Genomic DNA, 14,903 nt, shown 5'->3' with positions numbered 1-14,903 from the left:
TAATATCCCATATTATTTAATTGTATTAACTTTATATCTGTTTATCTGTTCAGATAAAGGTGGGAAGTGGGGTTCGAACCCACGACCTTCGGAACCACAATCCGACGCGCTAACCAGCTGTGCTATACCCACCATGATAAATTAATATCAAATGTGCTCGAAGGGATTCGAACCCCCGACCCACGGCTTAGAAGGCCGTTGCTCTATCCAGCTGAGCTACGAACACACAACTCTATGTCAAACATTTATATCTTGGCATAGTAAAGCGGGTGATGGGAATCGAACCCACGTATCCAGCTTGGAAGGCTGGTGTTCTACCATTGAACTACACCCGCAAAATCGGGGTGACAGGATTCGAACCTGCGACCTCCTGGTCCCAAACCAGGCGCTCTAGCCAAGCTGAGCCACACCCCGTGGCTTATTAAGTTGTGTCACTTGCCTTGCGACGAATGTTATTATAGCAAATAAAAAAATAGAATGCAACCCTTTTTTTTACATTTTTTTATTTTCTAAACTTTATGTATTGTCGCTCATTAATTTCTGATTATTCACTCTTGTTTCACAATTTACAATTTGCTTTTTTTAATGTAAAATAAGGCCTATATTATATATTTATTTAATAATTTAATTAAATTATTATTTGATAACATTATTATTGAATTCTTTGTTATATATTAGCATTACCATTGAATTCTTTTATTATTCGAATAATTCTTTATTATTTAGTTAAATTATTGTGGCTTAGGAGGTTTTATCCTGACTTATGTTTCGTAAACATATTATTTTACTTAACAACTTGATTATTATATCTTTTATTATACTGGGTTTTATTATTGTTGAATTAAATGATGCGTTTTATTTTAACTCTTTGGTTCAAAAGCAGATAAATAATGATGTATCTTTAACTATGTTAAATATTTCTAAGCGACTTGAATCAACCACATTCGAGCAGCGTACAGTTGCTCAAACCATGGCAAATGATTCTTTTTTGAAAAACTGGTTAATCAACGAAGGCCAAACTATTAATTCCAAAAATAAACCAAACGATAAAGATAGACAAGTTTTATATACCTATTTAACAAATTATAAAAAATTATATGGTTATGATAATGTTTTTTGTGTTTCAAATTTAACTAAAAACTATTATTATCAGGATGGTTATAACAAAACTGTATCTGAAAAAAATAAATTTGACAGTTGGTTTTATAATTTTTTAGCTTTGAATAAAACATACGATATTCAGGTTGATGGCGATGAAGTAAACAATTTTAATGTTACTTTATTTACTAACTATAAAGTAACAGATGAAAATAATAACGTAATTGGAGTTGTTGGAAGCGGTTGTAACATCCGTCAGTTTGAAAATGATATAAATGTTTTCAAGAAAAACTATGGTTTAAACATATATATCATTAATGTTGGAAATGCTGATAATTCTTTTAAAGGGAAAACTAAATACTTCAAATCGGCAAAATATCTTTCAAAAAAATATGATATTCCATGTTCTGAACTAAAAAAAATACATAAAAAACAGTACTCCCTAAAAAAAGATCAACATTTTGTTTCCATACAGCATATTGACGATTTAAACTGGAATATTGTCATCGAAAAAGATACAACTCCAATTTTTCAATATTTTATTTCAAAAATGTATCACAGCATACTTTATGTCATTTTAATGATTCTGGTTATGATTGCTTTATCAACTTATAGTTTAACTAAGCTAAATATATCTTTTGTAATTAATCAAAATATTGATGAACTAACTTCTTTGTACAATTATAGGATTTTTAAGAGCGAGTTTTCTAAATTTATTCGAAGAGATGCTAGACGGCATATTAATGTCTGTTTATTTATGTTAGACATAGATGATTTTAAAAACTACAATGATACATATGGACATCTATATGGTAATAGTGTTTTAAAATGTGTTGCTTCGAAACTTAATGATGCTGTTGGTTCTGATGGATTATGCGCAAGATGGGGTGGTGATGAATTTATTGGAATTGTTTATAAATCACCTGAAAAAGTCAAACTGATTCTTAATAATGTCAATAACGAATTGAAAAATATTTCGCCTCAAAAGATTAGCTTAAGTATTGGTATAACTGCTATTATTGAGAATCATAGCTTTATTAATACTAATAAAAATCTATCTTTTTACACTAACAAAGCTGATTCTGCTTTATATCGCGCCAAACTTAACGGGAAAGGAAGAAGCCAAATCATCTAAATCTCTTAGATAATCTGGCTTCTTTTATTTGTTTCTTTTTATTTATTTTTACAATTATTGGTTACTTATTTATTATTATCTTGTTTATTCTTATTTGTTTTACTAATTTTTTATTATATTATTTTATAAGTATCTCTCTTCTTTTTTGCTTCATAAAGTGCTACATCTATTCTACTTATTAAATCTTCTATATTTTCATCGCTTTCAATAAAATAACCTGCTCCGATTGATATAGTTGTTGTTATTCCAATATTATCTTCATTTACTACTTCTCTCACACGAATCAGTTTATTTAATTTCTGCAAAATTGCTTCTAGACAATTTGATGGAGTGTTTCTTAAAACTATGATGAACTCATCACCGCCCCATCTTATTATGCTATCTGTTTCTCTGATATGATTTTTCATTTCTGAAACAATGCTCTTTAACATCTCATCTCCAAAATTATGACCATACATATCATTTATATTTTTAAAATGATCTACGTCTAAAATCGCAATCGCTGCACTTTTATTAGTCCGCTTATACCTTTCTAATTCTTTTTTCAAAAGTATTGTTCCATAATACCTGCTACAAGCCTTAGTCAAGGCATCTTCTTCCACCTTGTTTTGTAAATCTTCCGCTTCATGTTTGTATTTTTCACTAGACTTGCGCAACTTATCTGTTATATTCCAAAGCACAATAACAATTCCAGATATTGATATTGCATAACCAACGCCTAGAATCACTTGAGCTTTTTCATCAAAAAAATTTGAATTTTCTTTTATCTGTGTATAATAAACTCCCATACAAACAATCCAATTATACTCTTTATATATCGCTGCATAGGACATTTTTTTACTTATTTTTTTTGATTTTAGCTCTTCAAAATAGTAACTATACGATATATGACCATCTTTTTTTATGCCTTCTAACTCTTCTTTATATGGCAAATTACCTTTTGCATCTTTTGTCCTTGTTGATAACTGAATGCCTTCCGTATCTTTAAGATTTGGATGTATTAAGCGTATAGCATACCCATCTCCGCCATCATAATCTCGAACCTCATTAATCCACACATAACCATCATTACTATAATGCTCACTGTATAATTTCTGACGAACTATTCTAGTTACTTCGGCTTTAACATCTGACACACTATAAAATTTTTTTCCCTCCGACCATCTTTTTTCCACATCTTTTTTTACTAAATCTATATATTTTATATCATTTTCTACAGTATTTTTTATATATTGTTTTTGCTGATAAATAGAATTCTGATAGATTGTTTTAATTTCTATTATTTGAACAAGTACTGTACATAAAAAGCAAATTGTGAAACCAATGGCTGCTAATTGTAGCAATTTTTTTTCTTGGGCTAGCAACTTCTTTTACCCCTCCTATTTTAATTCAATACGTGTTTCGACATAATAGGTAAAAAAAGTTAGAAATTCCTAGGAACAATATTCTCTTATTTTGGAAATCAGATTAATATCTGCTGGCAACCACTCTACATCATCTAATTGATTCAATGTCAGCCATTTTGCATCCTGATGCTCTCTTAAAACAAGATTACCTTTTTTTACCGTACAAAAATAACATTTCATTGACAAATGAAAATTAGGATAATCGTATTCTATTTGATCTATAAAGTCACCAACTTCTACAATTGTATCAAGTTCTTCTTGTATTTCTCTAACTAAAGCTTCTTCTGGTTTTTCATTTTCTTCTATTTTGCCACCTGGAAATTCCCAACCGCCTTTAAATTCTCCATATCCTCTTTGAGTTGAAAAAATCATTTTTTTATTTTCTTTATTTTGAGCAATAATAACTGCTGCAACTACATTTATTGTTTTCACTTTTCTTGCCTCTTTCTTTGTATATAATTATGTTTTTTTATTTAAACTCCGCAACATTTGAGCTTAAATATTTTAAAACATCATCTCTAACAGGAGTTTTCATTATCATTGTAAATTTTGTTATTACTTGTTCTTTACCGTTATTATCTATTTTTTTGCTTTCTCTATAGTTTGCCACTTTGCATTTTCCTAGATAATAAAAGCTTTTCTCAACAGTGGATTTTTTTACAAAAAGATGAATTCTTCTGGCTGTTAAAACATCCTGACAATAGCTACTTTCTATGCCTTTTCCGATTTGAGAATCCCAAAAAAATGTTACACTGTCTTCAAACTCATCCGCATAATCCGGACGACCTTCTACGTATTGTTCGCCTTCTTTGGCTTCTTCTTTATGATACGTTACAAAAATGAAAGTATCTTCACCAAATTTTTTCATTCCGTACATTGTAGACGAAAGATCATCTGGTTGGTTCATTAACATACATACATCTCTTCTTTTATATTTTCGATACAATACAAATGGCCTATCTTCTTCAGAAACAACTTTATATTTGTCATTATATTGAGCCTTGGCAACTTCTACTATATCTTTTAACTGCTTATAGAATTCTGCATGTTTTAATCTGTTTGAAAAGATTTCAAATCTTCTTAATTTACTTTCACTATCTTCTTCAACAATATCTATTATTCCTTTATATCTGAGTCTTTCTGCTTCTTTTGTAGTAAAACCTCCATTTAAAAGCGCTACAGCTGCTTTATAATCACTTTCCGCAAATTTAAATCCATATTCTGATCTAAAATTTGATTTAAGTTCATCTAGTTCTATACTACCATTTTTCATAATATTTTCTAAGATACTTATTTCGTGAGGACGTAGCCCCTTTAAAATTGTTTTGGAAAAATATTCAAGAATACATTGCTCTTCCTCTCCTATTTTTCCTATATAAAGTTCTTTTTCTTCTTTCTCAAGGAATTTTTGATACGTTTTATACTTATCGATTATTACACTAGGATCAACTTCATTTTCTCTATAAAAATCAATCAAATATGGCACTCGTCCTAATCTATTTTTCAAATTTTTATAACTTTGTTTAATTATCGCATTAATATTTTTCATCCTGTCAATTGCACCAAAGATTTTTTCCTTTGATATTTGATCAAAATGAATTGTTGATGTCCCCGGCAGAATATTATTTCCACTTATAATATATTTTTTTATTGTATCCTGATTATATGAACAGTCTCCTGATAGAGCTACAGGAATCATATAATTATTATTATAATTTCCTATAAAATCAATTATTACCACATAATCTTTTCCCTGGGCTTTTCTCAACCCTCTTCCTAATTGCTGAATGAATACAATTGGAGATTGCGTTGGTCTAAGCATGATAACCTGATTAACTTCTACAATATCAACACCTTCATTTAGAATTTCTACTGATAAGATGTAATCCAACGGTTTTGTATAATCAGTGTCTATTGTCTCGTCCATAGCTAAACGATCAAATGCATTTTGTCTTTCTTCTTCTGTTGAATCTCCTGACAATGCAATTGTTCTATATTTTTTATTAGTTTCAGGATTTATTCTTTCGTTAATTAACTTCGATAATTCTTCTGCCTCTTCTATCCTGCTGCAAAAAATGAGACCTTTTACACGATCACCACTGTAACCATAAAAATTTGCTTGTTTTAAAATATAATCCACTCGCTTTTTTTCAGTTAATGAATTAAATAGTTCTTTTGTAACTCTGCTATTTTTCAATTTTTTATCATCAACGTCGGAAATATCATGAATTCCAAAATAGTGAAATGGACATAATAACTTTTCTTCCATGGCATCCTGTAAACGAATCTCACATGCTATTTGATAATTAAATATCTCGTAAATATTATTATCATTTTCATCTGAATCTGTATTTTTATCAGGAGTTGCTGTCATTCCAAGCCATAATTCAGGAGTAAAATAATCCATCACTTTTTGATAAGAATTAGCTGATGAATGATGTGCTTCATCTAAAATAATACAATCAAATGCTTTTTTATCATATCTAGACATTATATCATCTTTACTCAATGTTTGGACTGTGGCAAAAATATATTCGCTATCATAATCATTGTGACCACCCCCTACTAATCCCATTTTTATATGATTTGAGAACACTTTTTTATATGATTTAAAAGTCTGAACTGCAAGTTGAGTCCTATGCACTAAAAATAGAACTCTTTTAAACCCCAACTCTCTCATTGCAAATGCTGATGCGTATGTTTTTCCTGTTCCTGTGGCAGAGATTAAAAGCGCTCTATCTTCTTTTGAATCTATTATTTTTTTTAAATTATTTATAAAAGTAACTTGCATACTATTTGGCTTTAATTTGTACTTTTCTAAAGAAGTAATCTGCTCTTCTTTTGCAATTTCTTTCTGTTTTTTTATGATTTGATATTTTCTCTCATATTCTTCATAAAAATCATCGTACTCTAATGAAAACTTAGAATTCCACATTTCATCAAATTCTCGAAGGATATCTTTTGCAACTTCCCCCTCAGATGTGGATAACACTTTAGTATTCCACTCTAAATTTTCTGTCAAAGCCTTTCCTGTTAAGTTAGAACTACCAATTATAATTCGATATATCTCTTCTTTTCTAAAAACATAACCTTTTGTATGAAACCCAAAACCTGCTTTTTCAATATCGTACATTTTTATTTTTATGTTCGAAAAGCGGTTAAGCATTTTTATTGCTTTGGGCTCACTAAAAGTCAAATAATTTGTTGTAAGTATTTCGCCTTTTATTCCCTTTTCTTCTAGTTCTTTAAGTGTTGGTAATAATGCAACAACTCCACTTGATGTAATAAATGCTACACTTATTTTAAAATCATCACATTTTATTAACTCATCTTCAATTATTGATAAAACTTTTTTACCTTCTTTATAATTGTTAGATACAAATTGTGGAGTATATCGTGAATCTGTTGCAATACTTCCATCTATGTATGCTGCTTTTAAACCATTTTCTAACTGCTTAATTGACATTCCTTGTAAAACCTTTCTTTAATCTTTAGGACTATAATAAAAATTCCCTGTTACCCTTTGTGTATTTATGCAATTTATAAATGATGCACAATCTATTTGTTTTATTTTCGCGACTAACGTTTTTGCATCAGACGCACTTACAACTGAATATACCATTTTATAGTTATCTCCTTGATAACTACCCTGTACATCCATAATTGATGCGCCGTGACGACATACTTTATAAATTTCATTGCATATTTCTTTAGGTTTATCTGTAATAATATATAAAGTCACCTGTTGATAATTGCGATAAAGTAGTTTGAGTGTTTGTGTTGAAACATACTGAAAAATAATTGAATATAATGCTTTATTCCAACCAAACAATAAACCTGCAGAAATCAAAACAGCAACATTAAAACCTAAAATCACATTAAATGAATCTATTCCTCTTTTTTGTGAAAGATAAATAGAAATAAAATCTGTTCCTCCACTTGTTGCATCAACTGAAAGACACATGCTTATTGCAATACCATTTATTATTCCACCAAAAACACTTACCAACAAAATATCTTTTGTTATACTATACGCTGGTAAAATATCTACTATTAGACCATTTAGTATTATCATCACAACTGATAATATTGTAAATTTTTTTCCTACAAATTTGAAGCCTATATATGCCGGAATTGCATTTAATATAACGTTTACTATTGTATACGACAATTTAATTCCTAAAAACTCTTTAAATACTGTTTGAATCAAAATAGTAAGTCCAGTTGCACCACCCGGATATAATCCAGCTGTCTTTACAAAAAATTTAATATTTAATGCCATAACTATCGAAGCAAATATAACTACGATTAGCCTTTTTACATCCCTAAAAATGACTTTCTTTGTATGTTTATTAATAACATGCATAAAATTACCTCTTAAATATTTATTCTTTATAGTTTTTAATTATTCTATAATTATTTCATAAATATCTTCATAATTAATTTCTACTTCCTCTTTTGAGATTTGACTTGGTTTTTCTAGTATGTATTTACTTTTTTTCTCTGTGTTACATTCGTCTTGCGAATTAACTACCATCAACTTTCGATAATTATCTAACCTAAGAACCTGACCCTCTAATTGGTTATACTTTTCATACTTACTAGAAAAATATAACACTTTTACGTGCACTTGTATATTTTTTCTGAGCAATTTTTGTATATTAATTATTTCATTATTTATCTCTTCGTTTTTTTCTTCTGATAAAGATTTCTTTTGAATTTTTATTATTTGTTTTTCTAAAATTGCTTCACCAAAACCTGTAAGCGCAGCAAAAGGCATAAAAATCTTTGCCCTTTCTTCTCGTGTCATTCTTGGATGTTTTTTTAAGCTTTCTTGGGTTCTGATTTGATCATAATTATAATGTATTATATCTTCTTGATTAAACGTTTGGTTTTGTTTCGTCAAGCTTTATGCCCTCCAATTTGATTATTTCTTTCACGCGAGGTTGCACCTTCTTCAAAAGCTGTACCTTTTAAAATTGCATTTTTCCCGTACCTGTTTTTTATTTCTAAAACAGCTCTTTCTATATTCTCTTCTTTCTCACTTTTTTCATAGTTTTCAAATAATGACAGCTGCTCATAATTTCTCTTTTCTATATTATTGGCACTAATCGTTATTCTCCTAATATATAAATTTCTATCTACTATCTTGTCAAATAAATCAATTACTTCTTGTTTAATTTTGGTGTTAGAATTAGTGTATTCTCTAAACTTTACTGTTTTATGTGCTGGTTTGGGCACTATTCTGCCATAATTATCTAATACAACACTTCCATCATAATTCTCACTATCGACATTAATTCTATCGTATCCAATTGTTATAGTTACCGAATTTGTTGCTAACTTTTTATATAATAATTCATTTGTTAACGCATCTATCATTTCTTTTAATACTGTTCTTGCCTGTGAAAAACTATAGGGATTCTTAAGAACCTGCCCTGATGACAAGCTATTTGACTTACTTTTGTATTGCTTAATATCCTGCATCGTACAACTTTCATATCCCCATGCATGATCAATCAAAATTTCTGCATCTATTCCAAATTCTTTAAAAAGGACATCATCATTAATCAATGACATTTTGGCTATCTCACCCATTGTAAAAATTCCTAATTTGGCTAATCTTTTTACCGTTCCTTTTCCTATTCTCCAAAAATCAGTTAATGGCTTATAATCCCACAATTTTTCACGGTAAGTTATCTCATTTAAACTTGCAATTCTAACGCCTCTTTCGTTCTCTTTTACATGCTTTGCCATTATATCCATTGCAATTTTGCATAAATACATATTCGTTCCAATTCCTGCTGTTGCGGTAATTTGAGTTTTTTCGTATACATCATTAATAATTTGAGTTGCGAGCTCTTCTGGAGACATCTTATAGATATTAAAATAATTCGTTACATCTAAAAAGACTTCATCAATACTATAAACATGAATATCCTGCGGACTTATATACTTAAGATAAACTTTGTATATCTCACATGATACTTCAATGTATTTAGCCATCTGAGGAGGGGCGATAATAAAATCTACTTTTTCGTGTGTCATTTTATAAATCTCATCTAAACGCTGTTTCACCTCAAACAAACGAGCTCTTCCAGGTATTCCGTATTCCTTTAAACTCGGACTCACGGCTAAACATATAGTCTTGTCTGTTCTAGTAGGATCTGCTACGACCAACTTCGCTTTTAATGGATCTAAGCCTCTTTCGACACATTCAACAGATGCATAAAAAGATTTTAAATCAATAGCTATATAAACTTTTGAATCATCATTTTTCTTATGCATATTTTTCTCCTTATGAATATTACTGACAATAGTGCTAAAACACTAAAAAAATGAAAAAATCCTGAACTTTTTTAGGCAAATTCAGTATACTATACCGAACTAAGGTTTGCAATATTTTTGTTTACAAATTGATTTATATCTGTTAACGTTAAATTAGAAATCTGTAACTACTCATGGGGGTGAGTATAATGGATAAAATATCTTTAATTATTCCTTGTTATAACGAAGAGGAAAGTATTCCTATTCTATATAATGAACTTGACAGAATTTCTAATATTATGAACTATGTTGAGTTTGGTTTTTTCTTTATAGACGATGGTTCCACTGACAATACTTTGACTCTTTTAAAAAAACTTAATTCGAACGATTCAAGAGTAAAATATATATCTTTTTCTAGAAATTTTGGTAAGGAGTCAGCGATGTATGCCGGTCTTTCATATGTAGATGGAAATTACGTAGCAATACTTGATGCTGATATGCAAGATCCACCTTCTCTTTTGCCTAGATTATATCAAACTATAAAACAAGGTGATTACAATTCTGTAGCAACAAGGCGAATAACTAGAGCAGGTGAGCCACGTTTTCGTACTATATGTGCCAAAGTTTTCTATAAAATAATGCGTAAGATTTCTAAAACCAATATTGTTGATGGTTCTAGAGATTTTCGTTTAATGGATAGAAAATTTGTAAACTCAATTCTATCATTAAAAGAATTTAATCGTTTTACAAAGGGAATGTATAACTGGGTTGGATTTAAAACTACCTGCATTGAATATGAAAATGTCAAACGGTGTGCCGGAAAAACAAAATGGTCTTTTATAGGACTTTTAACTTATTCTCTTGAAGGCATTATTTCATATTCTACAGTTCCACTTATTATTACATCCTTGATTGGATTATTCTTTTTCATCCTGTCTTTATTTTTTATCATCTTTATTATTTTTCGACAGATGATTTATCATAATTCAGCAAACGGTTGGGCTTCTATGACATGCATAATTTTATTGATTGGAGGAATACAACTTTTTTCAATTGGAATAATAGGGCAATATCTTTCACAAATATATTTGGAAATTAAAGGAAGGCCTCATTTTATAATTAATGAGACTAATGTAAATGTAGATAAAAATGTCAAAAAATAAATTTGAATAATTACAACAAAAAGGCAAGACTTTTCTAGATAGTCTCGCCTTTTTTATTTATTTTATATATTTTTGTAAAAAATTTTAATCATCCCTTGATTCATTTAATGCAATCAATGCTACAAATCTCGCAATCTGAAGCAATGTTGTAAACAATGCTGCAACGTATGTCAAAGCTGCTGCAATTAAAACTTTTTTAGCACCTTTTACTTCTTTGGGAGTCAAATAACTTCCTGTACTTGATAAAATATTGATTGCACGTCTTGACGCATTAAACTCAACTGGCAATGTTATAAGTTGGAACAATAATGTTAATGAAAACAATAAAACCCCAATTTTAGCCAAATTGTAACGTCCTAATATAAAACCGATAACTAACATTGGATATGAAAGATACGATCCAATATTTACAATTCCAACCATACTGTTTCTTATGAAAATTGGTTTATAACCTTTATGATATTGAATAACGTGACCGCATTCATGCGCTGCTACACCTATAGCTGCAATTGATGAAGAATTATAAACAGTATCAGAAAGTCTGACCACATCATTTCTTGGATCATAATGATCTGTTAAACTTCCACTGACGTGTTCAATATCAACACCATAAATTCCTGCATTGTGCAAAATCATTTCTGCCACTTCTCTTGCTGTATATCCGCTTTTTGAATTTTTTCTCTTAAATCTGAAAAATGTTAATCTTATGTTAATAGTTGCAAGCAAACTGATTACTACTCCTAAAAGTATAAAAATAATTGTTGGATCGTAATAATTATAACCATAGTAACCCATCATTGCACCTCCTCGTTTTTTATTTTTATAATAACACATTTTTTTGAAAAAAATATGTATAAATTATATATTTATTATATACATTTACCGATAAATGAATCAAATATAAAATATTAATAAACAAATATTTATTTTGGTAAATAATTTATTATTGATGAGGAGATTCTTTTTATGGAAAATATAGTTTATGTAAGTATAATATTAGCTCTTTGTAAAGAGGATAATAATTTAATAAGATGTATCGAAAGTATATTAACTCAGTCTTATCCTAATTTTGAATTACTATTAATTGACGCCTTAAAATGCGATAAAGACTCATATTTTTCAGATATAAAACTACTCATCGATAAAGATTCTCGTATTAAATATGTCGAATCAGCTCAAAAAGGTGATTATACTTACGCCTGCAATCTTGGTATTTCATTATCCAAATACGACTACATAGCATTTGCAAACGCTTCCGATGATTGGCGTTCTAATAAATTGCTTTTACAAATTCCTTGCATAAATGATGACTATCCAGTTTGTTATTCTTCAAGTCAACTAACTAAGAAAGCAAATTTAAAAGCCAGAAACCTTAATGGAGATATTTTTAATGCCTTACTAGAAAATGGTAATTTTATCAGCCTAAATACTATAATGATTAAAAAAGAATGCTTTGATGTTGTAGGACAACTTGATGAAAACTATAAAATTTTTTATGAATATGAACTAGTGCTTAGGTTAGCACAAATTTATAAATTTGCGTATATTGAACAAGATTTGCAGGTTTGCACATCTGATAAATCATATGAATTACTTGCCTACTATGAAGAATACTTTGATTTACTTGAAAAATATGCAAACATTCTCGACTCACTAAATATGTTTAATGCATTTTCTGACTGTATTTTGCTTCAGGCTAAATCAGATGGTATAGAAGAAGTCGTTTCTGAAAAAATTAATGAGACAAAAAATCTTTTAGGAATAAAAGCATGTGAAAACCTTACTGACAAAGAAGTATACAAAGTTAGTATTGTAATGAGTTGTTTAAATAACTCAAAAAATGTATCAACGGCTCTTTCTAGTATCGAAAATCAAACAATGGATATGATTAACATTCAGGTTATCCTTGTTGATCAAGGTTCTAGTGATGATACATTAAACTATCTTGAGGTATTTGAGAAAAAATATCCTTTTAATTGTATTTTGATTAAAGATGATTATAAAATCAAAAAAGCAACTGCTTTAAACTTGGCGCTTGACTATATAAAAGGTGAATATGTATTGTTCCTTGAACCAAATGATTCGATTTCACCTAACACTTGCGAAGATTTATATAATTTATCAAAGGATAAATCGCTTGATTTGATTCAATCATGCTACTACAAAAATGTTAACGGAACAATCGAAATAGTTAATCCATGCAATATCCAAGGAATGGTTGACCTTAGCGAAATCAATAGATTAAATGTTTTAATCAATCAACCTTTTACCTGCGATTTAATTGGAAAATTCTTTAGGAGTGTATATATAAAACAACATAATATTCAATTTGCCACAACTGATATTTCCTATGAATATAAATTTGTGTATTCTTATTTAGTTTTTGGAAAAAATCTGGCAATTATTGATTTACCTTATTATAAAACTACTGAAAACACAAATGAAACTATACACATTAACGCACTTGATTTGGCAAATAGTCAATTACAACTTTTGTATTACTTGAAATCAAAAAATGAATACCGTTTATATTATCCTGAAATTGAATTTAACTTTTTTATCAATTTCTATTTAAATACTATTTATTCTGCAAAAGAATATGATTTCATAATTGATACTTATGATTATGAATGGCTTAGGAATACTTTACTTACTGAAATGCCTGATTGGAAACGAAATAATTACATTATGGATAATCCTATTTTATCTTCTATATGTAAGGCTCTTCATACAAGCTTTTTAAACAGTCCACAATTACAGGCTAGATATTTAGAAAAATTGCAAGATGATTTTTCTAAGCTTTTGTAAAAAAATTAAAATTGGACCCTTAATAAAATTTTAAGGATCCAATTTTTTTATTATTTATTTTTGGCATCAGAAGTTGATTTAATATCCACATCTAAATCAAACTCACTTGGTAAAAATCTAGGTGATACATTTTCTTTTGTTGCAATAACTGATGATGCAAGTCTTGTGCCTATCGCACACGAATCTGCAAGTGTCTTGCCATAGGTTAACCCTATCGCAACTCCAGCAAAGAATGCATCTCCACAACCTGTTGTATCCACAACAACTACGTTTTGTGCAGGGCATACTCCACATTTTCCACCTGGTTGTGCCCAAACTGCACCTTGAGAACCCATTGTAACAATCATATTTGAAATTCCAGCCAATTCAGCTTTCTTTTGGATAATTTCAGCCATTTCTTCTGGAGTTTTTCCTGAATAATCTTCTGTAAATAATAATCCTGCTTCTTGAATGTTACAAACTACACAATCGGTTTTCTTTAATAAATCACGACGTTCCATCGCTATTGTCATATTAGATACAACTGCAAAAACTTTCTTGTTATATTTTTCTGCTAAATTAAAGATCTTCTTTAAGATAGATGATTCCATATCTACTTCAACTACGATACTATCTGCATTTTTTACTATTTCATCACCATGTTCTTCAAACATAGTTCCTATTTCACTTAAATCAGGACGTTGTGAAACCGATGCTACTACATCTCCATAATTATCAAATACTGCTAACCATGTTCCTAAACCATTTTCTGTTCTTTTTACAAATCTTGTATCAACCTTGTGTCTTTCAAGTTTAGCAACTACATCCTCACTTATGCCTGACTTATCAACTACACTGACAAATGTTGGTTTTAGTTCTACATTTGCAATATCTTCTACGACATTTCTTGCCACACCACCGTGGACTTGTACTACTCTACCTACATTACGACCTGATGGAATATATTGACACATTGGATACCCTTTAATGTCAACCATTACAGCACCTACTACTACGATACCCATCTTTGAAACCTCTCTTTTCTAT

11 protein-coding genes and 4 tRNA genes are annotated in these 14,903 nt (G+C 29.5%); 3 read left to right on the top strand and 12 right to left on the bottom strand.

The window, feature by feature from the left end:
* Positions 1-57: 57 nt before the first annotated feature.
* The 4 genes from BLV79_RS09975 to BLV79_RS09960 all read right to left on the bottom strand — a co-directional run bounded on the left by BLV79_RS09975 (position 58) and on the right by BLV79_RS09960 (position 414).
* Positions 58-133, bottom strand: a tRNA-His gene (locus tag BLV79_RS09975).
* A 19-nt stretch (positions 134-152) separates the two neighbouring features.
* A tRNA-Arg gene (locus BLV79_RS09970) sits at positions 153-226 on the bottom strand.
* 38 nt (positions 227-264) lie between these two features.
* Positions 265-335: transfer RNA gene (locus tag BLV79_RS09965), tRNA-Gly, on the bottom strand.
* Between the two features lie 4 nt (positions 336-339).
* A tRNA-Pro gene (locus BLV79_RS09960) sits at positions 340-414 on the bottom strand.
* A gap of 349 nt (positions 415-763) precedes the next feature.
* Here BLV79_RS09960 and BLV79_RS09955 point away from each other — a divergent pair.
* Complete coding sequence (locus tag BLV79_RS09955; RefSeq protein ID WP_074718609.1) at positions 764-2,233, top strand: sensor domain-containing diguanylate cyclase; 1,470 nt, start codon at positions 764-766, stop codon at positions 2,231-2,233.
* 113 nt (positions 2,234-2,346) lie between these two features.
* Here BLV79_RS09955 and BLV79_RS12795 read toward each other — a convergent pair whose 3' ends face one another.
* From BLV79_RS12795 to BLV79_RS09925, 6 genes are all read right to left on the bottom strand, one after another.
* Positions 2,347-3,597 carry a sensor domain-containing diguanylate cyclase gene (locus BLV79_RS12795; protein WP_074718607.1) on the bottom strand — a complete coding sequence of 417 codons (1,251 nt, stop codon included), beginning with the start codon at positions 3,595-3,597 and terminating at the stop codon, positions 2,347-2,349.
* Between the two features lie 69 nt (positions 3,598-3,666).
* Positions 3,667-4,071 (bottom strand): (deoxy)nucleoside triphosphate pyrophosphohydrolase, encoded by a 405-nt coding sequence (locus BLV79_RS09945; RefSeq protein WP_074718605.1) that lies wholly within the window; start codon positions 4,069-4,071, stop codon positions 3,667-3,669.
* 37 nt (positions 4,072-4,108) lie between these two features.
* Complete coding sequence (locus BLV79_RS09940; RefSeq protein WP_074718603.1) at positions 4,109-7,105, bottom strand: DEAD/DEAH box helicase; 2,997 nt, start codon at positions 7,103-7,105, stop codon at positions 4,109-4,111.
* 18 nt (positions 7,106-7,123) lie between these two features.
* The gene (locus BLV79_RS09935; RefSeq protein ID WP_074718601.1) at positions 7,124-8,005 is read right to left on the bottom strand and encodes a YitT family protein; all 882 of its coding nucleotides are present in this window, start codon (positions 8,003-8,005) and stop codon (positions 7,124-7,126) included.
* Positions 8,006-8,044: 39 nt separating this feature from the next.
* Positions 8,045-8,545: a hypothetical protein gene (locus BLV79_RS09930; protein ID WP_074718599.1), complete on the bottom strand. Its 501-nt coding sequence runs from the start codon at positions 8,543-8,545 to the stop codon at positions 8,045-8,047.
* On the bottom strand, positions 8,542-9,927 hold the full coding sequence (locus BLV79_RS09925) for a Y-family DNA polymerase (RefSeq protein WP_074718597.1): 1,386 nt from the start codon (positions 9,925-9,927) through the stop codon (positions 8,542-8,544). The genes BLV79_RS09930 and BLV79_RS09925 overlap by 4 nt, the downstream gene beginning before the upstream one ends.
* A gap of 188 nt (positions 9,928-10,115) precedes the next feature.
* Here BLV79_RS09925 and BLV79_RS09920 point away from each other — a divergent pair, with 188 nt between their 5' ends.
* Positions 10,116-11,069 (top strand): glycosyltransferase family 2 protein, encoded by a 954-nt coding sequence (locus tag BLV79_RS09920; protein ID WP_074718595.1) that lies wholly within the window; start codon positions 10,116-10,118, stop codon positions 11,067-11,069.
* An 84-nt stretch (positions 11,070-11,153) separates the two neighbouring features.
* Here the strand turns inward: BLV79_RS09920 and BLV79_RS09915 are convergent, their stop codons facing one another.
* A complete protein-coding gene (locus tag BLV79_RS09915) occupies positions 11,154-11,864 on the bottom strand; it encodes a zinc metallopeptidase (RefSeq protein WP_074718593.1) in 711 nt (236 codons plus the stop codon).
* Between the two features lie 171 nt (positions 11,865-12,035).
* Here BLV79_RS09915 and BLV79_RS09910 point away from each other — a divergent pair, with 171 nt between their 5' ends.
* Positions 12,036-13,877: a glycosyltransferase family 2 protein gene (locus BLV79_RS09910; protein ID WP_074718591.1), complete on the top strand. Its 1,842-nt coding sequence runs from the start codon at positions 12,036-12,038 to the stop codon at positions 13,875-13,877.
* A gap of 50 nt (positions 13,878-13,927) precedes the next feature.
* Here the strand turns inward: BLV79_RS09910 and BLV79_RS09905 are convergent, their stop codons facing one another.
* On the bottom strand, positions 13,928-14,881 hold the full coding sequence (locus tag BLV79_RS09905; protein WP_074718589.1) for a PfkB family carbohydrate kinase: 954 nt from the start codon (positions 14,879-14,881) through the stop codon (positions 13,928-13,930).
* Positions 14,882-14,903 lie beyond the last annotated feature (22 nt).

The organism is Lachnobacterium bovis DSM 14045 (assembly GCF_900107245.1).
Classification (GTDB): Bacteria; Bacillota; Clostridia; order Lachnospirales; family Lachnospiraceae; genus Roseburia; species Roseburia bovis.
This window is presented reverse-complemented; position numbering and strand designations above follow the sequence as displayed.